General features: G+C 73.6%; 24 protein-coding genes. 17 read left to right on the top strand and 7 right to left on the bottom strand.

Annotated features, from left to right (window positions below; all coding sequences use genetic code 11):
- Window positions 1-59: 59 nt before the first annotated feature.
- The 4 genes from ssuE to ABB07_RS35260 are packed head-to-tail and all read left to right on the top strand — an operon-like array spanning window position 60 to window position 3,537.
- Entirely contained in the window at window positions 60-614 is a 555-nt protein-coding gene (gene ssuE / locus ABB07_RS35245) for an NADPH-dependent FMN reductase (RefSeq protein ID WP_208902509.1), read from the top strand.
- A 5-nt stretch (window positions 615-619) separates the two neighbouring features.
- Window positions 620-1,804: an SfnB family sulfur acquisition oxidoreductase gene (locus ABB07_RS35250; protein ID WP_208902510.1), complete on the top strand. Its 1,185-nt coding sequence runs from the start codon at window positions 620-622 to the stop codon at window positions 1,802-1,804.
- A 25-nt stretch (window positions 1,805-1,829) separates the two neighbouring features.
- The gene (locus ABB07_RS35255; RefSeq protein WP_208902511.1) at window positions 1,830-2,972 is read left to right on the top strand and encodes an LLM class flavin-dependent oxidoreductase; all 1,143 of its coding nucleotides are present in this window, start codon (window positions 1,830-1,832) and stop codon (window positions 2,970-2,972) included.
- Window positions 2,973-3,000: 28 nt separating this feature from the next.
- Entirely contained in the window at window positions 3,001-3,537 is a 537-nt protein-coding gene (locus ABB07_RS35260) for an HXXEE domain-containing protein (protein WP_208902512.1), read from the top strand.
- Between the two features lie 15 nt (window positions 3,538-3,552).
- Here the strand turns inward: ABB07_RS35260 and ABB07_RS35265 are convergent, their stop codons facing one another.
- Window positions 3,553-4,590 carry an acyl-CoA dehydrogenase family protein gene (locus ABB07_RS35265; RefSeq protein WP_208902513.1) on the bottom strand — a complete coding sequence of 346 codons (1,038 nt, stop codon included), beginning with the start codon at window positions 4,588-4,590 and terminating at the stop codon, window positions 3,553-3,555.
- Between the two features lie 112 nt (window positions 4,591-4,702).
- On the opposite strand from ABB07_RS35265, the gene ABB07_RS35270 reads away from it, so the two are divergent.
- On the top strand, window positions 4,703-5,053 hold the full coding sequence (locus ABB07_RS35270; RefSeq protein WP_208902514.1) for a YciI family protein: 351 nt from the start codon (window positions 4,703-4,705) through the stop codon (window positions 5,051-5,053).
- Between the two features lie 2 nt (window positions 5,054-5,055).
- Here ABB07_RS35270 and ABB07_RS35275 read toward each other — a convergent pair whose 3' ends face one another.
- Together ABB07_RS35275 and ABB07_RS41170 are read right to left on the bottom strand one after the other, a co-directional pair.
- The gene (locus ABB07_RS35275; RefSeq protein ID WP_244189622.1) at window positions 5,056-6,060 is read right to left on the bottom strand and encodes a metallophosphoesterase family protein; all 1,005 of its coding nucleotides are present in this window, start codon (window positions 6,058-6,060) and stop codon (window positions 5,056-5,058) included.
- A complete protein-coding gene (locus ABB07_RS41170) occupies window positions 6,057-6,557 on the bottom strand; it encodes a cupredoxin domain-containing protein (RefSeq protein WP_244189623.1) in 501 nt (166 codons plus the stop codon). The genes ABB07_RS35275 and ABB07_RS41170 overlap by 4 nt, the downstream gene beginning before the upstream one ends.
- A gap of 165 nt (window positions 6,558-6,722) precedes the next feature.
- Between ABB07_RS41170 and ABB07_RS35285 the strand changes: the two genes are divergently transcribed.
- The 10 genes from ABB07_RS35285 (at window position 6,723) to ABB07_RS35330 (ending at window position 16,067) form a co-directional block, all read left to right on the top strand.
- On the top strand, window positions 6,723-7,325 hold the full coding sequence (locus tag ABB07_RS35285; RefSeq protein ID WP_244189624.1) for a sigma-70 family RNA polymerase sigma factor: 603 nt from the start codon (window positions 6,723-6,725) through the stop codon (window positions 7,323-7,325).
- 25 nt (window positions 7,326-7,350) lie between these two features.
- A complete protein-coding gene (locus ABB07_RS35290) occupies window positions 7,351-8,151 on the top strand; it encodes a zf-HC2 domain-containing protein (RefSeq protein ID WP_208902516.1) in 801 nt (266 codons plus the stop codon).
- A 124-nt stretch (window positions 8,152-8,275) separates the two neighbouring features.
- Window positions 8,276-8,704, top strand: a complete 429-nt coding sequence (locus ABB07_RS35295; protein ID WP_208902517.1) for an ATP-binding protein — start codon at window positions 8,276-8,278, stop codon at window positions 8,702-8,704.
- A gap of 123 nt (window positions 8,705-8,827) precedes the next feature.
- Complete coding sequence (locus tag ABB07_RS35300; RefSeq protein ID WP_208902518.1) at window positions 8,828-10,030, top strand: RNA polymerase sigma factor; 1,203 nt, start codon at window positions 8,828-8,830, stop codon at window positions 10,028-10,030.
- Window positions 10,031-10,144: 114 nt separating this feature from the next.
- Entirely contained in the window at window positions 10,145-11,467 is a 1,323-nt protein-coding gene (locus ABB07_RS35305; protein WP_208902519.1) for an aldehyde dehydrogenase family protein, read from the top strand.
- Between the two features lie 41 nt (window positions 11,468-11,508).
- Window positions 11,509-12,414: an aldo/keto reductase gene (locus ABB07_RS35310; RefSeq protein WP_208902520.1), complete on the top strand. Its 906-nt coding sequence runs from the start codon at window positions 11,509-11,511 to the stop codon at window positions 12,412-12,414.
- 688 nt (window positions 12,415-13,102) lie between these two features.
- Window positions 13,103-13,483, top strand: a complete 381-nt coding sequence (locus tag ABB07_RS35315) for a BlaI/MecI/CopY family transcriptional regulator (protein ID WP_208902521.1) — start codon at window positions 13,103-13,105, stop codon at window positions 13,481-13,483.
- Window positions 13,480-14,406 carry a M48 family metalloprotease gene (locus ABB07_RS35320; RefSeq protein WP_208902522.1) on the top strand — a complete coding sequence of 309 codons (927 nt, stop codon included), beginning with the start codon at window positions 13,480-13,482 and terminating at the stop codon, window positions 14,404-14,406. The genes ABB07_RS35315 and ABB07_RS35320 overlap by 4 nt, the downstream gene beginning before the upstream one ends.
- A 143-nt stretch (window positions 14,407-14,549) precedes the next feature.
- The gene (locus tag ABB07_RS35325; protein ID WP_208902523.1) at window positions 14,550-14,942 is read left to right on the top strand and encodes a VOC family protein; all 393 of its coding nucleotides are present in this window, start codon (window positions 14,550-14,552) and stop codon (window positions 14,940-14,942) included.
- A 45-nt stretch (window positions 14,943-14,987) separates the two neighbouring features.
- Window positions 14,988-16,067 carry an adenosine deaminase gene (locus ABB07_RS35330; RefSeq protein WP_208902524.1) on the top strand — a complete coding sequence of 360 codons (1,080 nt, stop codon included), beginning with the start codon at window positions 14,988-14,990 and terminating at the stop codon, window positions 16,065-16,067.
- Here the strand turns inward: ABB07_RS35330 and ABB07_RS35335 are convergent.
- A complete protein-coding gene (locus tag ABB07_RS35335; protein WP_208902525.1) occupies window positions 16,049-16,564 on the bottom strand; it encodes a mycothiol transferase in 516 nt (171 codons plus the stop codon). The two genes, ABB07_RS35330 and ABB07_RS35335, sit on opposite strands and share 19 nt — an antisense overlap.
- A gap of 112 nt (window positions 16,565-16,676) precedes the next feature.
- Complete coding sequence (locus ABB07_RS35340) at window positions 16,677-17,579, bottom strand: LysR family transcriptional regulator (protein WP_208902526.1); 903 nt, start codon at window positions 17,577-17,579, stop codon at window positions 16,677-16,679.
- A gap of 144 nt (window positions 17,580-17,723) precedes the next feature.
- Here ABB07_RS35340 and mgrA point away from each other — a divergent pair, with 144 nt between their 5' ends.
- Window positions 17,724-18,716: an L-glyceraldehyde 3-phosphate reductase gene (gene mgrA, locus ABB07_RS35345; RefSeq protein WP_208902527.1), complete on the top strand. Its 993-nt coding sequence runs from the start codon at window positions 17,724-17,726 to the stop codon at window positions 18,714-18,716.
- 175 nt (window positions 18,717-18,891) lie between these two features.
- Here the strand turns inward: mgrA and ABB07_RS35350 are convergent, their stop codons facing one another.
- Both ABB07_RS35350 and ABB07_RS35355 read right to left on the bottom strand, forming a co-directional pair.
- A complete protein-coding gene (locus ABB07_RS35350; RefSeq protein ID WP_208902528.1) occupies window positions 18,892-19,176 on the bottom strand; it encodes a DUF1905 domain-containing protein in 285 nt (94 codons plus the stop codon).
- Between the two features lie 98 nt (window positions 19,177-19,274).
- Window positions 19,275-19,658, bottom strand: a complete 384-nt coding sequence (locus tag ABB07_RS35355; protein WP_208902529.1) for a nuclear transport factor 2 family protein — start codon at window positions 19,656-19,658, stop codon at window positions 19,275-19,277.
- A gap of 326 nt (window positions 19,659-19,984) precedes the next feature.
- Here ABB07_RS35355 and ABB07_RS35360 point away from each other — a divergent pair, with 326 nt between their 5' ends.
- Window positions 19,985-20,395, top strand: coding sequence for a hypothetical protein (locus ABB07_RS35360; protein WP_055704659.1), 411 nt, complete (start codon window positions 19,985-19,987; stop codon window positions 20,393-20,395).
- The last annotated feature ends 17 nt before the right edge of the window (window positions 20,396-20,412 follow it).

A 20,412-nucleotide genomic window follows, 5' to 3' on the forward strand; every position in this document is an offset into this window, starting at 1 on the left:
TCCTCCCCGGGCGCCCGTCCCCGCACGGGCGCCCGGCGCACCCCAGAAACGAGGCACCCATGGCCACCGTCCTGTCCGTCTCCGGCAGCCCCTCCGCCTCCTCGCGCACCGGCCGCCTGCTGCGCCACCTGGACCAGCGGCTGACCGCCCAGGGCCACGAGGTGATCCCGCTGGACGTCCGCACCATCCCGGCCGAGGCCCTGCTCGGCGCCGACTTCCGGCACCCGGCCATCGCCCGGGCCACCGAGCTGTTCGCCGGCGCCGACGGCGTCCTGATCGGCACACCCATCTACAAGGCGTCGTACTCCGGGGTCCTCAAGGCGCTGCTCGACCTGCTCCCGCAGTACGCGCTCACCGGCAAGACCGTGCTCCCGCTGGCCACCGGCGGCTCCACCGCCCATGTCCTCGCCATCGACTACGCGCTGCGCCCGGTGCTCACCTCCATGGGCGCCGCCCATGTCGTCCAGGGCTGGTTCACCCTCGACAAGGACATCACCGTGCGCGAGGACGGCTCGGTGACCGTCGCCCCGGCCACCGCCGAGGCGCTGGGGCAGGTGGTGGACCAGTTCTCCGCCGCCCTCGGCCGCACCCCGGTGCTGGCGGCGGCGGGCTGACCGTCATGACCGCACACGTGATCGCCGACGACGCCGAGGCGCTCGCCGTCGCCGAGGCCCTGGCCGCCGAGTTCCGCGCCGGGGCCGCCGAGCGGGACGCACAGCGGCGGCTGCCCCGGGCCGAGGTGGACCGGCTGTCCGCCTCCGGGCTGCTCGCCGTGACCGTGCCCGCCGAGCACGGCGGCGCCGACGTACGGGCCGCGACCCTGGCGGAGATCTTCCGGCTGCTCGGCTCGGCCGACGGCAGCCTCGCCCAGATCCCGCAGAGCCACTTCGTCTACGTCAATGTGATCCGCCGTCAGGGCACCGAACAGCAGCGGAAGTTCTTCTTCGCAGAGCTGCTGGCCGGGCGCCGCTTCGGCAACGCGCAGTCCGAGGCCGGCACCCGGCACGTCCAGGACATCCGCACCCGCCTGGAGCCGCGCCCCGACGGGTCGTACCTGCTGAGCGGCGTCAAGCACTACAGCACCGGAGCGCTGTTCGCCGACTGGATCCCGGTGCTGGCCCGCGCCGAGGACGACAACCTGCACGTCGCGTACGTCCCCCGGGACGCCCCCGGGGTGAGCGTGGCCGACGACTGGGACGGCATGGGCCAGCGGACGACGGCCAGCGGGACCGTCCGCCTGGACGCCGTACCCGTGCCCGCCGACCGTGTCCTGCCGCACCACCTCACCTTCCAGGGGCCCCAACTGCACGGGGCGGTCGCCCAGTTGCTGCACGCCGCCATCGACACCGGCATCGCCTCGGGAGCGCTCGCCCAGGCGGCGGAGTTCGTCCGCACCAAGAGCCGGCCCTGGTTCGAGAGCGGGGCCGAGACCGCCGCCGAGGATCCGCTCCTGATCCAGCGCTTCGGCGAACTCGCCCTCCAGGTGCGGTCGGCCGAGGCACTGCTGAAGGAGGCCGCCCGCACGGTCGACGCGGCCCGCGACCACCTCACCGACGACTCGGCGGCCGAGGCGTCCATCGCGGTGGCCGCCGCCAAGGTGCGGGCGGCCGAGGCCGCGGTGGACGTGGCGAGCGCCCTGTTCGAGGTGGCCGGCACCCGCTCGGCCCTCAACTCCCTCAACCTGCACCGGTATTGGCGGGACGCCCGCACCCACACCCTGCACGACCCGGCCCGCTGGAAGGTCCAGCACATCGGCCGGTACGTGCTCGGCGGAACCCGGCCGCCCCGGCACGGTCTGCTCTGACGGACACTCGCGAACGGAGACCCACGTGTCCCTCACCTTCCACTGGTTCCTGCCCACCAACGGCGACAGCCGCCATGTCGTCGGCGGCGGCCACGGCACCCCGGCCACCGCCTCCGGCCGGGACCGGCCCCCGACGGTCGCCTACCTGAGCCAGATCGCCCGGGCCGCCGAGGACCTCGGCTTCACCGGCGCGCTCACCCCGACCGGCGCCTGGTGCGAGGACGCGTGGCTGACCACGGCCATGGTCAGCCAGAACTCCGAACGGCTGAAGTTCCTCGTCGCCTTCCGGCCCGGCTTCGTCTCGCCGACGCTCGCCGCGCAGATGGCGTCCACCTTCCAGCGGCAGACCGGCGGACGGCTGCTGCTGAACGTGGTCACCGGCGGCGAGAGCCACGAGCAGCGGGCCTACGGCGACTTCCTCGACAAGGACGCCCGGTACCGCCGTACCGGCGAATTCCTGCACATCGTGCGGGACCTGTGGGACGGCAAGAGCGTCGACCTGCACGGGGAGCACCTGCGCGTCGAGGACGCCAGGCTGAGCCGGGTGCCCGATCCGGTGCCGGAGGTGTACTTCGGTGGCTCCTCGCCGGCCGCGGGCGAGGTCGCGGCCCGGTACGCCGACGTGTACCTGACCTGGGGCGAGCCGCCCGCCCAGGTCGCCGGGAAGATCGCCTGGATCCGCAGGCTGGCCGCCGAGTACGGCCGGACCCTCCGCTTCGGCATCCGGCTGCACGTGATCACCCGCGACAGCTCGGCGCAGGCCTGGGCGGAGGCCGACCGGCTGCTCGACGGCTTCGACCCGGAGACGGTCCAGGCCGTGCAGGCGGGGCTCGCGCGCAGCGAGTCGGAGGGCCAGCAGCGCATGCTCGCCCTGCACGGCGGCAGCCGGGAGAGCCTGGAGATCCACCCCAACCTGTGGGCGGGGATCGGTCTGGTGCGCGGCGGCGCGGGCACCGCGCTGGTCGGCAGCCACGACGAGGTCGCCGAGCGGATCGAGGAGTACCACGCCCTGGGGATCGAGGAGTTCGTGCTCTCCGGCTACCCGCACCTGGAGGAGGCGTACTGGTTCGGCGAGGGGGTGCTGCCGCGGCTCGCCGCGCGGGGGCTGTGGACGCATCCCGACGGCCACGCGGCCGCTCCCTCGGCCCAGGTGCCGTTCGCGAGCTGACCAACCCGCCCTGGCAGACTGCGGGTTCATGACACGAGGACCGAACGACGTCGCCGGGGCCGTCACCTGGGGACTGCTGGCCGCGTGGGCCGTGCACGACACCGAGGAAGTGGTCATGGTGCCGCGCTGGGTGCGCACCCAGGTGCCGGAGCTGCGCAAGCGGTTCCCCCGGGTGCCGGAGTCCGTGTGGCGGCGGCTGGAGGCCGTGGACGCGCGGGAGTTCGGCACCGCCGTCGGCGCGATGGCGGTGGTGCTGGCCGCCGCGTGCGCCGACGGCCACCGCACCGGGGGCCGGTCCGCCGTCTACCAGACCGCGCTCAACGCCTTCGGCCTGCACGGACTGGTCCATCTGGCCCAGGCGGCGGTCATGCGCGGCTACACACCGGGCTCCGCGACCACGCCCCTGGTCGTCCTCCCGTTCACCGTGTGGGCCCGTGGCCGGCTGCGCCGCTCCGGCGTCCTGCGCCCGGCCCGGCCACGGGACGTGGCCCAGGGCCTCGCCTTCGCCGCCGTGGCGGCGGCCGGCACCCACGCACTCGCCCAGGGCGTGCTGCGGCGCCGCTGACGGCGAGGCCCCGGCTCAGGCACCTGCCAGCGCCCGCAGATGCGCCGCCCGGGTCTCGGCCGTCTGCCCCTGCACCAGCAGGAACAGCGCCTCGCGGGCGAGGCGCTGGGCACGGCTCGTCAGGGCCATGGAGCGGCCGCCCCCGGCCACCACGGCCGCCGTGGTGGCCGTACGCAGCACCTCGTACGCCTCCGCGCGCACCGCCAGCCGTTCCGCGACCCGCTCCAGCGGCTCGGGATGATCGGCCAGGGCGTAGGCCCGGCGGCGGACGTCGGCGAGCCGGGCCGTGAGCGGGGCCGCCGTCCGCGCGTCCAGCAGGGACAGGGCGGCCTCGCTGAGGCCGAAGACCGCGGGGCCCGCGTTCAGCGTCCTGGCCCGGTCCCGGGGCGCCAGTCGCTCGTACGGCGTCCGCAGCGCCACCGACTCCTCGGGCAGCCGCAGTCCGGTCAGCTCCAGTGACACCGTGCGCGCGGCGGTGAGCGCCGCGAGGCGCATCGGCTGCGAGGCGCGCAGCCCCGGCTGGTCGCGCGCCTCGGCGAACGCGAGCAGCGCCTCGCCCGCGTCGGTCACCCCGGCGAGCAGCATCACGTCGTTCAGGCCCCACCCGGTGTACCAGGGCACGGTCCCGTCGAAGCGCCAGCCGCCGCCCTCCCGGCGGACGCGCACCGGGACGCGCGGATACGACCGCAGATGCGCGTACGCCACCCCGGACATCAGCTCGCCCCGCGACAGCGGACCCAACAGCCGTTCCCGGACCGGGAGTTCGCTCTGCGCCAGGATCTGCACGGGCGTGTGGTGCTGGGTCTGCACGAACCACGTCGAACAGCACGCTCCGGCCAGGATCTCCGCGATCCGGCGGACCACGTCCGGTGGCGCGCCCGAGCCGCCGTACGCGACCGGGGCGCCCGCCCCGAGCAGCCCCGCCCGCTTCACCGCCTCGATGTGGCTCGTCGGCACGCCCTCCTGGTCCACCCGCTCGGCCTCGGGGATCAGCAGGTCCGTGGCGAGCCGCTCGGCGCGGTCGAGGAGCGGGTGCGCGGTGGTGGCTGTCATACCGGAGATTCTTCCGAAGATTTCTTCCGGCGCCGTGTCGATCCGGGGACCGGCCGTTCGTGTAGGAGGTGTCTCGCATCCGAGAGACCCTGAAGTCATCGAGGAGGACATCATGAAGCACTACCTGCTCAGCGTGGTCCAGCCGACCGGCGCGACCCCGCCCGCCCCCGACGCGCTCGCCGCGATCATGCGCGACGTCCAGGCCTTCAACGACGAGCTGCGCGCCGCCGGGGCCTGGGTGTTCGCCGGCGGTCTGCACGGCCCGGAGACCGCCACCGTGCTGCGCCCCGAGGACGGCGAGGTGCTCATCACCGACGGCCCGTACGCCGAGGGCAAGGAGTACCTGGGCGGGCTGTGCCTGATCAGGGCCGCCGACCTCGACGAGGCCCTGGAGTGGGGCCGCAAGGCCGCCCTGGCCACGACACTGCCGATCGAGGTACGGCCCTTCGTGGACCAGCACTAGCCTCATGCCAGCCTCTCGTCCCTGACCGCCAGCCGCTGGTCTCCCCGCCGGTAGTCCACGGTGCGGATGCCGAGCGCGTGCTTCAGCTGCCGGGCGGGCACGACCTGCGGAGTCGGGGCGGGTGCCCGCCCCGGCTCGGGCAGCGGGTAGGCGGTCGTGGTGGCCGAGTGGAAGGTGATGTTGCCCTCCGTCTTGGTGAACAGCTGGTGGACGTGTCCGTTGAGGCAGGTGACCGAGGAGAAGCGGCGCAGGAGCGCGATCACCTTCAGCGCGTCGTCCGTGCTCCAGCCCCACTTCGGGTACATGGCGAAGAGCGGGATGTGGCTGAAGACCACCACAGGGGTGTCCGACGGCAGGCCCGCGAGGTCCCTGCGGACGAAATCGATCTGCTCGGTGCCGAGATGACCGAGCTTCTCCAGGCTCAGCGTGTTGACCAGGGCGACGAAGTGCACACCGTGGGTGTCGAAGCTGTACCAGCCGTCGCCGAGCGTGCCCCGGCCGAACACCTGCCGGTAGGTACGGCCCGCGTCGCCGATGGAGTCGTGCTCGCCCGGCACGGTGAAGACACGGTCCGTCCGCAGCCCGGTCATCATCTGCCTGACCTGGTCGAACTGCCCCGCCGTTGACAGGTGGGTCAGGTCGCCGCTGTGCATGACGAAGTCGGGCCTGAACCCGAGCCCGTTGACCTGGCGGATCGCCTCGGCGAACGAGCCGGCCACGTCGGTGTTGGCCGGGCCCTGGAAGCCGATGTGACTGTCGGAGACCTGCACGAACCGCAGAGCATTGCCCGGTGCCGCGGCGGCCCGGGCGGTGGCGTCCTGGGGGCCGGCCACATGGCTGAACACCTCGCCGCCGGCCACCGTGAGCACGACGGCGCCACCGAACCACCCCGCGTGACGCATGAGTTGGCGCCGGGTCATGCCGTGCTCCGCAGCGGGCCGCTCCGCGCCGCCCGCCGGTTCCCGGCCCGGCTGATCGTCGTACGCGGTCATGTCGTGCTCGGTCATGAGGTCACCTCCACCGTGCCGGTCATGAACGGATGGATGGTGCAGACGTAGGCGTAGCTGCCCGGCTTGGTGAACGTGTGGGTGTAGGTGCCGTGCGTGGCGAGGGCGGGCGAGTGCAGCGGGCCGCCCGGGCCGGTGCTGGTGACGGTGTGGGCGTCGGTGTCCTGATTGGTCCAGGTCACCGTCGTGCCCGCCTTGACCCTCAGCGTGGCCGGGGAGAAGGCGAAGTTCTTGATCGCCACCGTGTCCGCGGCCACCGGCGTCGCCGCTGTGCTCCTGCCCGGCGGGGAAGTGGACATGGTCATGCCGGGGGACGCCGAGGAGCCGGGCATCCCGGCGAGCCGATGCTGACCCGGGCCCGGCGTGAGGGGGCCGGTGTCCGAGGAGCGGGGCGGCTGGCCGCACGCGCTCAGGAGTCCCAGTGCGCCGGCGGTGGCGACGGCCAGCCCGGCCGCACCGCGCGATCGGCGCCCCGGGGAGCGGAAGTTCAGGTACATGATGTTCATTCCCCACTGATCAGGTGATGCCGCCTACGACAGCTCATGCCTGGTTTCACGGGCGGCGGTGTCGTGGGGTTCGGTGGATACACATGTTTTTGGGGATTTCCCGGCACAGCCTGGGTATGGCACGACAAACCAGTGCATATGCGTGATGATCTGCTTATGCCATGGAGTGCCCGAAAGCGTGGCGAGGCGGCCGATCCGAATCGCTCCGGGCGCCGTGTCTCGGGTAACGGGACCATTTCGACCACGGACGAGGAACTGCTCCGGGCCCTGTACGCCGAGCACGCGGGCCCTCTCTTCCACTACGTGCTGCGACTGACGTCAGGAGACCGGCAGTGGGCCGAGGATGTCGTGCAGGAGACGTTGCTGCGGGCATGGCAGCACCCCGCCGCGTTCGACCCGGAACGCGGTCCGGCGCGCGCCTGGCTGTGCACGGTCGCCCGGCGCCTGGTCATCGACGCGCACCGGGCCCGGCAGGCGAGGCCGGCGGAGGTGGGCGGCGACGCCCTGGAGCGGGCGGCGGATCAGACGCCGGGCGAGGACCGGATCGAGCAGGCACTGCAGAGCTGGGCCGTGGCCGACGCCATCCGGACGCTGTCCGCGGACCACCGCGCCGTACTGCTGGAGACGTACTACCGGGGCCGGACCGTGGCGGAGGCCGCGCGGGTGCTGGGCATCCCGCCGGGCACCGTCAAGTCGCGGTCGTACTACGCCCTGCACGCCCTGAAGCTGGCACTGCGGGAACGGGGCATCGGGCCATGACCACGGCGTGGAGGAGGTGCCGGCCATGAACGCGGACCCTGACGACCACGACGCCCTCCGGCTGTCGCTGGGCGGGTACGTCCTGGGCGCGCTGTCCCCGGCGGAGACCGCACAGGTGCGTGCGCACCTCGCGGAATGCGACGCGTGCCGGGCGGAACACGCCGAGCTGGCCGGGCTTCCGGCGCTGCTCGCGACGGTCACCGCGGCGGAGGCCGAGGGCCGGCCCGAGCCCGTCGGTGCGGAGGACCCGGCGGACCGGCTGGTGCGCCGGGCGGCGGAGAGCGCCGGGGGCGAACCCCAGGCGCCGGCCGGCACGGCCGAGGTGCCCCGGGCTCCGGAGCCGGGGCTGCTCGACCGGCTGCTCGACCAGGCCGCCGCCAGGCGCCGCAGGACGTGGCGGCGGCAACTGGCCGGTGCGGTCGCCTCGCTGACGCTGGTCGCCGGCGCGGCGGCCGGCGGCACCTGGCTGGCGATCAGCGGATCCGTGGCCGGGCAGGCGAGACAGCCCGCACCGGTCACGCCCGCTCCGGCGCGCGTCTTCGCCGGAAGCGACCCCGGCACCGGCGTCACCGCCATCGTGCGGGTCTCACCCTCGGCGTGGGGGAGTGTGCTGCAGATCTCCGCCCGGGGCGCCCCCGCCGGCATCACCTGCCGGCTGCAGGCGGTCGGCCCCGGTGGAACCAGGGCGGACGCCGCCACCTGGCGGGCGGGCGAGTACCCGGCCGGCACCACCGTCCCGGGCGCGGTCCCCCTGTCCCCGGCGGCCATCGAGCACTTCGAGATCGTCGCGGGAAACGGCCAGAAGCTGGTCACGATCCGGGCGTGAGGAGTGAGCTCACGCCAAAGAAGTTGCGCAAAAGGGGCGAATCGCTCGAACCATATCCGCTCGTCGCCCGTAGAACTTAGTGAGTCCTCATCCGCAGGTTCCCACGCAGAAGAGCCGGAAGACCATGTACGTGACCGATTCCGCCCGTGCCGGCCCCCTCGCCGCACCGTCCTGCCGGCGCCAGGCGACACTCACCCTGCCCGCGCAGGAAGCGCATGTCCCCGCCGCCCGTCATCTCGCGGCGGAGCTGCTGGAGTGCTGGCGCGTGCCCGAGAGCGACCGGGACTCCGCCGTCCTCATCGTCGACGAACTCGCCGCCAACGCCGCCCAGTACGGCCGCGAACGCATGACGCTGCTGCTCGCCCTCGACGGCGGCACCCTGCACATCGTGGTCAGCGACTCCGGAACGGCGGTCGAGCGCGTCCGCCACGACATGGCGCCGGACGAGCACGGGCGCGGCACCGGCATCGTCGACTCCCTCGCGCAGTCGACCGAGGTCCACCAGACGTGCGGCGGCCGGGAAGTCCGCGCCTGTCTGCGGTGCTCGGCGTGATCGAGCCCGTACGCTTCCGACGGCCGGCCACGGCAGGACCGCTGCCGCCCGCCGGGCCGCACCCCACCCGCGGCCGGTGCCGTCCGGGGCGCGGCGTGATCGGACAGAAGGGTACGGGCGCCCATGCCGGACACCGTCGACGTCGAGGCCGTCTTCCGCGCCGAGTACGGACGCGCGGTCTCCGTCCTCGTCCGCTGCCTCGGTGACATCGACCTCGCCGAGGAGGCGGTGCAGGACGCCTTCACCACCGCCGTACGCACCTGGCCGCAGACCGGGGTGCCGCCGAGCCCGGCCGGCTGGATCATCACCACCGCCCGCAACAAGGCGATCGACCGGTTCCGCCGCGAGTCCTCCCGGGACGCCCGCCACCTGGAGGCCGCCCGGCTGCACGCGCCCGACGCACCGCCCGACGAGGGCCCCGTGCGCGACGACCGGCTCCGGCTGATCTTCACCTGCTGCCACCCCGCGCTCGCCCTCCAGGCCCGGGTCGCCCTCACCCTCCGCCTCCTCGGCGGACTCGGCACCGCCCAGATCGCCCGCGCCTTCCTGGTGCCGGAACCGACCCTCGCCCAGCGCGTGGTGCGGGCCAAGGCCAAGATCCGCGACGCGGGCATCCCGTACCGGGTTCCCCGCGACGCCGACCTGCCCGAACGGCTCGGCGGCGTCCTCGCGGTCGTCTACCTGATCTTCAACGAGGGCTACACCGGTGACCCCGCCCTGTGCGCGGAGGCCCTGCGCCTCGGCCGGCTGCTCGCGGCGCTGATGCCGGAGGAACCCGAGGTCACCGGCCTGCTCGCGCTGATGCTGCTGACCGAGTCCCGGCGGCCGGCCCGGCACGGCGCGGACGGCGTCCTCGTGCCGCTGCCCGAGCAGGACCGCACGCTGTGGGACCGCGAGCTGATCGCCGAAGGCCAGGACCTGGTCCGGCGCTGCCTGCGGCGCGGCCGGCCCGGGCCGTACCAGATCCAGGCCGCGATCCACGCCGTGCACAGCGACGCGCCCACCGCCGGGGCCACCGACTGGGCGCAGATCCTGCGCCTGTACGACCAGCTGATGGCCGTGGCGCCGTCCCCGGTCGTCGCGCTGAACCGGGCGGTCGCCGTGGCGGAGACGGAGGGGCCGGCCGTCGCGCTGGACCTGGTCGACGCCCTCGGTCTCGACCGCTATCACGTGCTGCACGCCGTCCGCGCCGACCTGCTGCGCCGCCTGGGCCGCGCCGCCGAGGCGGCCACCGAGTACGGCCGGGCCGCCGAGCTGGCCGGGAGCGAGGCCGAGCGGGCCTACCTGGAGCGCCGCCGACGCGGGACCGGGCCCACGACGACGTGACCGGCGTCACCGCTGACCCCCGGAATGAACTTGAGGACCTTAAAGGTTGGCAAATACATCCACCGAGCCCTAGGCTCGGGCCGAATCCGCCCGTGCACCCCCAGCGAGGCATCCGTGACCCATCCCGCCATCGAGCAGCCCGCCGACCTCGTCGCCCGGCTGCGCGCCACCTTCGCCACCGGCCGTACCAAGCCCGTCGAGTGGCGCACCGGCCAGCTGCACCGGCTGCGCACGATGCTCACGGAGCGCGGCGCCGACCTCGCCGCCGCCCTCCACGCCGACCTCGGCAAGAGCAGCACCGAGGCCTACCGCACCGAGATCGACTTCACGATCCGCGAGATCGACCACACCCTGGACCACCTTCAGGAGTGGCTGCGCCCGGAGCCCGCGCCGGTCCCGGCCCACCTCGGCGCCGACGCGACGGCCTGGACGCAGTACGACCCGCTGGGCGTCGTGCTCGTCATCGCCCCCTGGAACTACCCGGCGCAGCTGCTGCTCGCCCCGATGGTGGGCGCCCTGGCCTCCGGCAACGCGGTGGTCGCCAAGCCGAGCGAGCTGGCCCCGGCCACCTCGGCCGCCCTCGCCGAGCTGATCCCGGCCTATCTGGACACCGACGCGGTCGCCGTGGTCGAGGGCGGCGTCCCGGAGACCACGGCGCTGCTGGCCGAGCGCTTCGACCACATCTTCTACACCGGCAACGGCACGGTCGGCCGGATCGTGATGCGCGCCGCCGCCGAGCACCTCACCCCGGTCACCCTCGAACTGGGCGGCAAGTCCCCGGTGTTCGTCGACCGCGACACCGACCTGGACGTGGTCGCGGACCGGCTCGCCCGCGGCAAGTTCCTCAACGCCGGCCAGACCTGCGTCGCCCCGGACTACGTCCTGGCCGACCCGGAGACCGCCGCCGCCCTGGAGACGGCCCTGGTGCGCGCGGTGGAGACGCTGTTCGGCGCCGATCCGGCGCAGTCCCCGGAGTACGGCCGGATCATCAACGAGCGGCACTTCGACCGGCTGTCCGGCCTCCTCGGCTCCGGCCGGGTCGCGGTCGGCGGCCACAGCGACCGCGATGCCAAGTACATCGCGCCGACCGTGCTCGCGGACGTCGACCCGAAGTCGCCCGTGATGCAGGAGGAGATCTTCGGCCTGATCCTCCCCATCGTCACCGTGTCCGGCCTCGACGAGGCGATCGACTTCATCAACGACCGCGACAAACCGCTGGCGCTGTACGTCTTCAGCGAGTCCGAGCGGACCCGCGACCGCATCGCCGCCGAGACCTCCTCCGGCGGCCTCGGGCACGGCCTGCCCCTCGCCCATCTCACCGTCTCCGACCTGCCGTTCGGCGGCGTCGGGGAGAGCGGCATGGGCAGCTACCACGGCCGCTGGTCCATCGAGACGTTCAGCCACCGCAAGGCGGTCCTGGCCAAGCCCCTGCGCTGAATTCGCTTGCGTGACACGGAGGATGTGCGAAACTCCGCCGAATGACCGCTGACTTGATCACTGCAGCCGCGTCCGGCACGTTCAAACTCGGCGACCTGCCCGTCCACCGCATCGGCTTCGGAGCCATGCGGCTGACGGGCAGCGCCGCGTTCCACCTCGGTACGCCGAGCGACCGCGCGCGTTCCCTGGCCGTGCTGCGGCGGGCCGTGGAACTCGGCGTGAACCACATCGACACCGCCGCGTTCTACTTCTCCGCCACCCGCTCCGCCAACGAACTCATCAACACCGCCCTCGCCCCGTACGCCGACGACCTGGTCATCACCACCAAGGTCGGCCCCTTCCGGGACTACTACGGCGAGTGGGGCGACGCGGCGCGCCCCGACCAGCTGCGCGGCCATGTGGAGGAGAACCTGCGCCAGCTCGGCCGCGACCACCTGGACGTGGTCAACTTCCGCCGCCAGCAGCAGGATTCGATCGCCGAGCACTTCGGCGCGCTCGCCGAACTGCGCGAGGCCGGCCTGATCCGGCACCTGGGCATCTCCGGCGTCGGACCGCGCCATCTCGCCGAGGCGCTGGAGATCGCCCCGGTGGTGTGCGTGCAGAACCGGTACGCCCTGGACCGGCCCGACCCCGTCGACGACGAGATGCTGCGCCTGTGCGGCGAACACGGCATCGCGTTCGTCCCCTTCTACGCCGTCGCGGGCGAGGCAGGACCGCGGGCGGCGGCCGACGCCCATGACGACACCGTGCGCGACATCGCCCGCGCCCACGGCGTGAGCCCCGCGCAGATCCGCATCGCCTGGACCCTGCACCAGGGCCCCCACGTCCTCGCCATCCCCGGCACCGGCAACCCGGACCACCTCGCCGAGAACATCGCGGCGGGCGCCCTGCGGCTGACGGCGGACGAACTGGCCCGGCTGGACGCCCTCCACACCCCTGCGAGCTGATCGCCCCGGCCGCCCCCCCCGCGGGCCCTCCTCCGGGACGGCGGCACCGGACGCTGCCCGAATCGCCGGTCCCGGGAACGGCGGCCCCGGCCGTCCCGCCGGGTCCTCGGTTCCGGGACGACGGCCCCACTCGCAGTGCGTCCCGCCGGTCCCGGAACGGCAGCCCCCAGCCGTCGTACCGGCTCCCCGGTCTCCGGGACGACAGCGCCCTGGCCACAAGGGCGCCGGTCCCGGAACGGCAGCCCCCAGCTGTCGTACGGTTCCCCGGTCTCCGGGACGATGGCGCCCTGGCCACAAGGGCGCCGGTCCCGGAGCGGCGCCCCCGGCCCTCGCTGCGGGGACCGGGTCCCGCGTCTCGAGAACGGCGGCCCGAGCCGTGGCCCAGCCCGGGGCCTTCGGAACGGCGGCCAGAGCCTCGCCCCGGTCATCGGATTCCTGTACGGCGGCCCCAGCCCCCAGACCCCGTCTCGGAGCGGCGGCCCCAGGCCCACCCCAGGCCCCGTCCCGGAGCGGCGGCCCCACCCTCGCCCCGGGCCCTGCCCCCTTCACAGCGGCCCCCGTACGAGCGGCCCTCCCATACGGCCCTCCCATAATGGGTGCCGGGTCACAGCCGTACGTCGGCTTGATTGACTACCATCGTGTAGACGGTCGTCCGGGCCGCACACGAAGACGGGGTGAGGGACGTTCCATGACCGAGGCGAAGGACGAGCGCCGGCCGGCCGGTGAGCTCGAGGCGAGCGTCATGGCCGCGCTGTGGGCCGCCGGCGCCCCGCAGACGCCCGGCCAGGTCCAGCTGAGCCTCGGCGCCGACCTGGCGCGTACGACGGTGACCACGATCCTCAGCCGCCTCTACGACAAGGGCGTCGTCGAGCGCCACCGCCACGGCCGCGGCTACGCCTACCTCCCGGTCCAGGACGTCCAGGACGCGCACGGCCTGACCGCCCGCCGGATGCACAGCGAACTGGACCGGGACAGCGACCGGGAAACGGTCCTCGCCCGCTTCGTCGCCCAGCTCAGCCCCGACGACGAGCGGATCCTGCGCGACCTGCTCGAATCCGACGAACGATGACCGCACTCCTGCTGCTGCCCCTGCTGCTGCCGTTCGCCCTGCCGGCGCTGGCCCGCCGGGCCCTGGACCGGCTGGCCCCGGTCGCCGCGCTGTGGGCCGTCACCGGCTGCGCGGTCGTCCTCGCCGGCTGCTCGCTGGCCGCGCTCGGCTCGTTCGTGCTCATCGGGCTGCTCAAGGTCCCGCTCTTCGCCGCCGTCGGCGAGCTGATCCACCCGCTGCGCACGGCCTCGGACCTCGTGGTACTGCCGGCCGCCGCGACCTCGGTCGGCGCGCTCGCCGTCTGCGGCTGGACCCTCGTCCGCTCGGTGCTGCACCAGAGCCGCGCCTTCCGCGCGGCCCGCACGGAGGCGGGGCGCCGCCCCCCGGCCGGCGACCTGTGCGTGGTGGACTCGCCCCGCCCGGACGCCTACGCGCTGCCCGGCCGCCCGCACCGCATCGTCGTCACCACCGCGATGCTGCGCAGCCTGGACGGCCCCGAGCGAGAGGCGCTGTTCGCGCACGAGCGGGCGCACAACGACGGCCGCCACCACTACTTCCTCGCCGCCGCCGAACTCGCCGCGCACTGCCATCCGGCGCTGCGCCCGGTCCGCGAGACCATCCGCCTCGCCGCCGAGCGCGCCGCCGACGAGGCCGCCGCCGCCAGCGTCGGCGACCGGCGCCTGACCGCCCGGGCCATCGCCCGCGCGGCCCTCGCCGGGCAGACGGCCCGCAGCGAGCGCCCCGACTTCGCGCCCGCCGCGACCACCGGCCCGGTCCCACAGCGCGTCCAGGCCCTGCTGGCCGCGCCCTGTGTGCCGCGGGCCGGCCGCGCGATCGCCGCCCTGCTCATCGCTTGTACGGCCGTCTCCTGCGCCGCCTCGGTCGCCGGCCTGGCCGACTTCCACCACCGGGTGGAGATCGCCCAGGGCGACGCGAAACCCTGACGAGCTGGTACGGCCCCTGACACGCAGCTCGCATGGCCCCGGCTCCTTGGAACACCGCGTGGCAACGCGCGTAGAACAAGGACTGGCGCGCGCGGAGTTTTACGTATAACCTCACCCGCTAACCACCCACACGGAAGGTCCCGATGCGACGCGTCGCCCTGGTCACCCTCGTCGTTGACGACTACGACGAGGCCGTCCGCTTCTACACCGAGGCGCTCGGCTTCCGGCTCGCCGAGGACACCCCGCGCCCCGACGGCTCCCGCTGGGTCGTCGTGGAGCCGGGCGGGCCGGACACCGGGACCGCACTGCTGCTGGCCCGCGCGGGGGACGAGGCCCAGCGCGCCCGCGTCGGCGACCAGACCGGCGGTCGCGTCGGGTTCTTCCTGCACACCGACGACTTCCTGCGCGACCACGCCCGGATGACCGCGGCCGGCGTGACCTTCCTGGAGGAGCCGCGGCACGAGCCGTACGGCATCGTCGCCGTCTTCCGGGACCTGTACGGCAACCGCTGGGACCTCCTGCAGCCCGCCGACTGACTCTTCCCCGCCGCTTCGAACCGCCCGCTCAAGGAAAGACCCGCCATGACCGCTACGCGCATAGACACCGATGTGATCCGCCGCCTCCCCAAGGCCGTGCTGCACGACCACCTCGACGGCGGCCTGCGCCCCGCCACCGTCGTGGAACTCGCGGCGGAGGTCGGCCACACCCTGCCCACCACCGACCCCGACGAGCTGGCCGCCTGGTACTTCGAGGCCGCCAACTCCGGCGACCTGGTGCGCTACATAGCCACCTTCGAGCACACTCTGGCCGTCATGCAGACCCGCGAGGGACTGCTGCGCACCGCCGAGGAGTACGTGCTGGACCTCGCCGCCGACGGTGTGGTCTATGCCGAGGTGCGCTACGCCCCCGAGCTGAACACCCGCGGCGGGCTGACGATGCGCGAGGTCGTGGAGACCGTCCAGGAGGGCCTCGCCGCCGGCATGGCCAAGGCGGCCGCCGCCGGGACGCCGGTCCGGGTCGGCACCCTGCTGTGCGGCATGCGGATGTTCGACCGGGTCCGCGAGGCCGCCGAGCTGGCCGTCAGCTACCGCGACGCCGGGGTCGTCGGCTTCGACATCGCGGGTGCCGAGGACGGCTTCCCGCCCGCCGACCACCTGGCCGCCTTCGAGCACCTGCGCCGCGAGAGCGTCCCCTTCACCATCCACGCCGGCGAGGCCCACGGCCTGCCCAGCATCCACCAGGCGCTGCAGGTGTGCGGCGCCCAGCGCATCGGCCACGGCGTGCGCCTGACCGAGGACATCTCCGACCTCGCGGCCGGCAAGCTCGGCCGGCTCGCCTCCTGGGTGCGCGACCGCCGCATCGCCCTGGAGATGTGCCCCACCTCCAACCTGCAGACCGGCTGCGCCACCTCGATCGCCGAGCACCCGATCACGGCCCTGAAGGACCTGGGCTTCCGGGTCACCCTCAACACCGACAACCGGCTGGTGTCGGGGACGACGATGACCCGGGAGATGTCCCTGCTGGTCGAGGAGGCCGGCTGGACGGTCGAGGACCTGCGCACGGTCACGGTGAACGCCGTCAAGAGCGCCTTCATCCCGTTCGACGAGCGCAAGGCCCTCATCGAGGACGTCGTCCTGCCCGGCTACGCGGCCGCGCTCTGAACCAGTCCCCTGAGGTAGGCGGCCTGTCCGATGTGCTGAAGGTCGTCGGACAGGACGCTCACCAGCCGCACGCCCAGGCTGACCGGCGGCTCCCAGCGCTCGTCCACGATCCGTTCCAGATCCTTGGCGGCCAGTCCCCGCAGCGCGCCGAGGGTCTGCTCGTGGACGGCGTCGTAGTACCCGGTCAGCAGGTCGGCCGAGTCGACCCGCACCTTCGCGACCTTGGCGGGGCTGTGCCCGTACCCGGTGTCATGGCGGGGCAGGTCGAGGCCGAAGCGCTTCTCCCAGCCCTGGGACAGCCACACCTGGTCGAGGTCGAAGGCGTCGGCGATGTGGTCGTCCTGCACCCGCGTGAGATGCCAGACGAGCCAGGCGATGGAGTTGGTGTCGGGTGCCGGGCGGTGGTGCAGCGCGTCCGGTCCGAGGCCGTCGAGGGCGGCATGGACTTCTTCCTGGATGCGGCCGTAGCCGTCGATGAGGATGTCCTTCGCATGCATACCGTCCACCATCCCAAACAGCGGGCGCCCACGCGTCCGCAATTCCGCCTCCGCGGACACCGGGCGCCGTCGGGCGGCGCGCCGCCGTCCGGTGCCGGACGGGCGGCCGGACTCAGGAGGGCCGGGACCCCTGCCCGCCCTCCGTTTCCAGGAGCGTGACGAGCGCCCGGGCGGCGGGGCTGGTGGCACGGTCGGGCGGCAGCAGAGCCGCGGTCTCGTACTCCGTCTCGCCCGTGCCCTTCAGCGGCAGCGCCGTGAGCGAGGGCCGCTTGTGCCGGAAGTGCCGGGGTACGACCGCGATCCCCAGGTTCTCGTCCACCAGGTCCAGCAGGCTGTGCACGTCGTTGACCTCCAGCGCGACCGTGCGCCGGACACCGGCCGCGGCGAAGGCGGCGTCCGTGGTGCGGCGCGGGCCCCAGTCCGGGTGGAAGTCCACGAAGACCTCGCCGGCCAGGTCCTCCGGGGTCAGTACCGCGCCCGCCGAGGCCAGCCGGTGGCCGGGATGGCACAGCACGGTCATCGGCTCGCTCGTCAGCGACACCGAACGCAGCTGGTCGCTGTCGGCCTGGGTGCGGTAGGCGAAGGCGAGGTCGAGCCGGCCGGCCCCGACCTCCTCGGCCAGCGCGCCCGAACCGGCCTGCCGCAACCGGATCTCCACGTCCGGATGCCGGCCCCGGAACGCGGCCAGGAGCCGTGCCACATGGACCCCGGCGATGCACTGCTCGGTGCCCAGTGCCAGCGTGCCGCGCAGCACCCCCTGCACCGCCGCCACCGCCTCGTGCGCCGCACGGACCTGGCCCAGGATCCGCTCGGCCTCCACCAGCAGCGCCCGACCCGCCTCGGTGAGCGTCACCCGCCGGGTGGTCCGCACGAACAGCGGCGCCCGCAGCTCCCGCTCCAGCGCCCTGATGGACGCCGAAAGACCCGACTGGGACACCATCAGGCGTTCGGCGGCCCGGGTGAAATGCTGGTCCTCGGCGACGGCGACGAAGTGCTGGAGATGGCGCAGTTCCATGATTGAGAAGCCTAGCCGCAGAATTCCATCGGATTCTTCTGTTGGACCGCTGCCCGGCGCGGGGGGAAGAGTGGCACCGGTGACCAGGAGCCCCACGGCTCCCGGGCGCCGGGAACACCGTGTGCCAACCCCTCTGGAGTCGCGTTGTACACCGCACACCCCGACCGTTACGCCGACATGCCCTACCGGCGCACCGGACGCAGCGGACTGAAGCTCCCCGCCCTGTCCCTCGGCCTGTGGCACAACTTCGGCCCGGACCGGCCCGCCGAGACCCAGCGGGCCATTCTGCGCCGGGCCTTCGACCTCGGCGTCACCCACTTCGACCTCGCCAACAACTACGGCCCGCCGCCCGGCGCCGCCGAGTCCGCGCTCGGCGAGGCCCTGAAGGCCGACTTCGGGCCGTACCGCGACGAGCTGGTCATCTCCACCAAGGCCGGATACCTCATGTGGCCCGGCCCGTACGGCGAATGGGGCTCGCGCAAGTACCTGCTGTCCTCGCTCGACCAGAGCCTGAAGCGCATGGGCCTGGACCACGTCGACATCTTCTACTCGCACCGCCCCGACCCGGACACTCCGCTGGAGGAGACGATGGGCGCGCTGCACTCGGCGGTCCAGCAGGGCAAGGCGCTGTACGTCGGCGTCTCCAACTACTCCGCCGAGCAGACCCGCGAGGCCGCCCGCATCCTCGCCGACCTCGGCACTCCTCTGCTGATCCACCAGCCGCGCTACTCGATGCTCGACCGCCGCCCCGAGGACGGGGGTCTGCTCGACACGCTCGACGAGCTCCAGGTCGGCTCCATCGCCTACTCCCCGCTGGAGCAGGGCCTGCTCACCGGCCGCTACCTCGACGGCATCCCCGAGGACTCGCGGGCCGCGAGCGACAGCCCCTTCCTGAACTCGGACGCGGTCACCGAGGACCTCGTCGCCCGCCTGCGCTCCCTCGACGAGATCGCGGGGTCCCGCGGCCAGACCCTGGCCCAGCTGGCCCTGGCCTGGGTGCTGCGCGGCGGCCGGGTCACCTCCGCCCTGGTCGGCGCGAGCAGCCCGCAGCAGCTCGAGGACAGCGTCGGCACCATCCGCAACCTCGACTTCGACACCGAGGAACTGGCACGGATCGACGCGATCGTGAAGGGCTGAGCGCGCCGGGGTCGATGCCGGCCGGTGGTCGATGCCGGCCGGTGGTCGGTGACGCCGGGTGATCGGCTGCGGGCGTCGGCCGGCACCCGCCCCGCGCCTGATGCGAGCCCGCCCGGCACATCCCCGGCCGTCGGCGGCAGCGGCGCGCGGCCGAGCCGTTCCCGCAGGCGACGCGTCAACCGAGCCGCTCTTCGAGGCGTACGGTCACGGTGTCGCCCTCCTGCTTGCCGATCGCCTGCCGGATGCCCGCCTTCACGGGGAGCTTGTGCCGGCCGTCGCCCAGAGCCATGAAGGAACTCCGGAACGGGTGGCCGTCGACCGTGCCGCGGACCTTGACCAGCCCGCGGGTGCCGAAGAACTCGGCCGCACGCGGCCAGACCACATAGGTCCAGCCGCCGTCCTGCCCGCTCTTCTCCAGGACCGCGGTGAACTCCGCGTCCACCGGACCGCTCGCCTCCATGGTGTGCCTCCGTCCTGCGCCGCGCGCGGCGCTCCGTCGGTCGTCGTCCGCCAGGACAGACCCCCGCGCGCGGCGGAACTCATCGCGGCCGGGCGCTGTCACGCAGTCGCCGGTACCCGGTCCAGAAAGCCCAGGACCTGCCGGATGCGGCCCTCGGCGTCCAGGGTGACGACGTCGAAGCCGGCCACGGGCGCGGAGCCGTCGGCCTCGTTGACCAGCTCCCAGCCGAAGCGGGCGGTGTCGTGGTGTCCGTCCACCGCGCCGAGCGGGCGGAAGACGAACCCGGGGAACTGCTCGTGGACCGCCGCGATCACGGCCGCGACGCCCTCGTGGCCGCGGACGTCGGCGAGCGGGTCGGTGTAGCCGCCGTCGGCGGTCCACGCGGCGGCGACCGCCTTCTTCAGGGCCTCCGGCTCGGTGGCGTTCCAGGCCTCGAAGTAACGGGCGGCGGCGCTCTCGTAACGGTTCGTGTTCACGGACATGGCGGGGCAGCCTCCATCGGGGTCGTCGCTGCTGGGAATCGCTGGTCAGAGCCGGATCCGGGGCTTCGCCGATCCGGTGTGACCACCATGCCGGAGCGCCGGGGGCGGGTCGATTACCTGCCCGGTAATGCCCGGGGGTGCGAAGGCGCCGGTGCATTTCACGCCAGACCGGACGGTGAATATGCCAAGAGGCTGGCCGGAAAGTCATGGTGACAGTGTTTCGGGAGTGGCGATACTCGAACATCAGGGGCACTTCACCGCACAGGAGCCGCACGGAGAGCGAGGCCGGGCCGGGCGCGACCAGCGAGGCGACGGGGGAGTGAGACGTGCACGACGAATTCCTGTGCCATGTCACGGCGTACGGCATGTGCGACGGCCGGCGCATCGGGGTACCGCTCGGCACCTATCGCGCGCCGACGCTGGCGCTGGCCCTGTGGTGGCTGCGCGACCGCGCGTCCTGGATCGCCGAGCGCCTGGACCCGAGCCCGGCGGACCCCGCCTTCCCGGCGGGCTCGCTGGTGCCGGTCGGGGACGCGGTGGCCGACGTACCCGCCCTGCTGCGCGCCTGGTGCGCCGACGACGTCCGGCAGGAGCGGGTGGCCGACGAACTGGCCGGCGGACGGCTGGTGCGGATCGCCGCCAGCGACGACACCACCGAGTACGAACTGCTCGCCGAGTCCGTCGACGCGCTGCGCATGCAGCGCACCCTGCCGGCGCTCGTCATGCCCGTCGCCTGACACGTGTCCGTCGGCCC

The sequence above is a fragment of the Streptomyces incarnatus genome (assembly GCF_001027185.1).
GTDB lineage: Bacteria > Actinomycetota > Actinomycetes > Streptomycetales > Streptomycetaceae > Streptomyces > Streptomyces puniciscabiei.

Bases quoted from the DNA above. Each gene is read 5' to 3' on its own strand.
- ABB07_RS35320 (WP_208902522.1), top strand. From the start codon at position 13,480: ATGACCGCACTCCTGCTGCTGCCCCTGCTGCTGCCGTTCGCCCTGCCG.
- ABB07_RS35270 (WP_208902514.1), top strand. From the start codon at position 4,703: ATGAAGCACTACCTGCTCAGCGTGGTCCAGCCGACCGGCGCGACCCCG.
- ABB07_RS35250 (WP_208902510.1), top strand. From the start codon at position 620: ATGACCGCACACGTGATCGCCGACGACGCCGAGGCGCTCGCCGTCGCC.
- ABB07_RS35265 (WP_208902513.1), bottom strand. From the start codon at position 4,590: ATGACAGCCACCACCGCGCACCCGCTCCTCGACCGCGCCGAGCGGCTC.
- ABB07_RS35285 (WP_244189624.1), top strand. From the start codon at position 6,723: ATGCCATGGAGTGCCCGAAAGCGTGGCGAGGCGGCCGATCCGAATCGC.
- ABB07_RS35295 (WP_208902517.1), top strand. From the start codon at position 8,276: ATGTACGTGACCGATTCCGCCCGTGCCGGCCCCCTCGCCGCACCGTCC.
- ABB07_RS35330 (WP_208902524.1), top strand. From the start codon at position 14,988: ATGACCGCTACGCGCATAGACACCGATGTGATCCGCCGCCTCCCCAAG.
- ABB07_RS41170 (WP_244189623.1), bottom strand. From the start codon at position 6,557: ATGTACCTGAACTTCCGCTCCCCGGGGCGCCGATCGCGCGGTGCGGCC.
- ABB07_RS35355 (WP_208902529.1), bottom strand. From the start codon at position 19,658: ATGTCCGTGAACACGAACCGTTACGAGAGCGCCGCCGCCCGTTACTTC.
- ABB07_RS35260 (WP_208902512.1), top strand. From the start codon at position 3,001: ATGACACGAGGACCGAACGACGTCGCCGGGGCCGTCACCTGGGGACTG.
- ABB07_RS35325 (WP_208902523.1), top strand. From the start codon at position 14,550: ATGCGACGCGTCGCCCTGGTCACCCTCGTCGTTGACGACTACGACGAG.
- ssuE (WP_208902509.1), top strand. From the start codon at position 60: ATGGCCACCGTCCTGTCCGTCTCCGGCAGCCCCTCCGCCTCCTCGCGC.
- ABB07_RS35315 (WP_208902521.1), top strand. From the start codon at position 13,103: ATGACCGAGGCGAAGGACGAGCGCCGGCCGGCCGGTGAGCTCGAGGCG.
- ABB07_RS35340 (WP_208902526.1), bottom strand. From the start codon at position 17,579: ATGGAACTGCGCCATCTCCAGCACTTCGTCGCCGTCGCCGAGGACCAG.
- ABB07_RS35350 (WP_208902528.1), bottom strand. From the start codon at position 19,176: ATGGAGGCGAGCGGTCCGGTGGACGCGGAGTTCACCGCGGTCCTGGAG.
- ABB07_RS35335 (WP_208902525.1), bottom strand. From the start codon at position 16,564: ATGCATGCGAAGGACATCCTCATCGACGGCTACGGCCGCATCCAGGAA.
- ABB07_RS35290 (WP_208902516.1), top strand. From the start codon at position 7,351: ATGAACGCGGACCCTGACGACCACGACGCCCTCCGGCTGTCGCTGGGC.
- ABB07_RS35310 (WP_208902520.1), top strand. From the start codon at position 11,509: ATGACCGCTGACTTGATCACTGCAGCCGCGTCCGGCACGTTCAAACTC.
- ABB07_RS35300 (WP_208902518.1), top strand. From the start codon at position 8,828: ATGCCGGACACCGTCGACGTCGAGGCCGTCTTCCGCGCCGAGTACGGA.
- ABB07_RS35275 (WP_244189622.1), bottom strand. From the start codon at position 6,060: ATGACCGAGCACGACATGACCGCGTACGACGATCAGCCGGGCCGGGAA.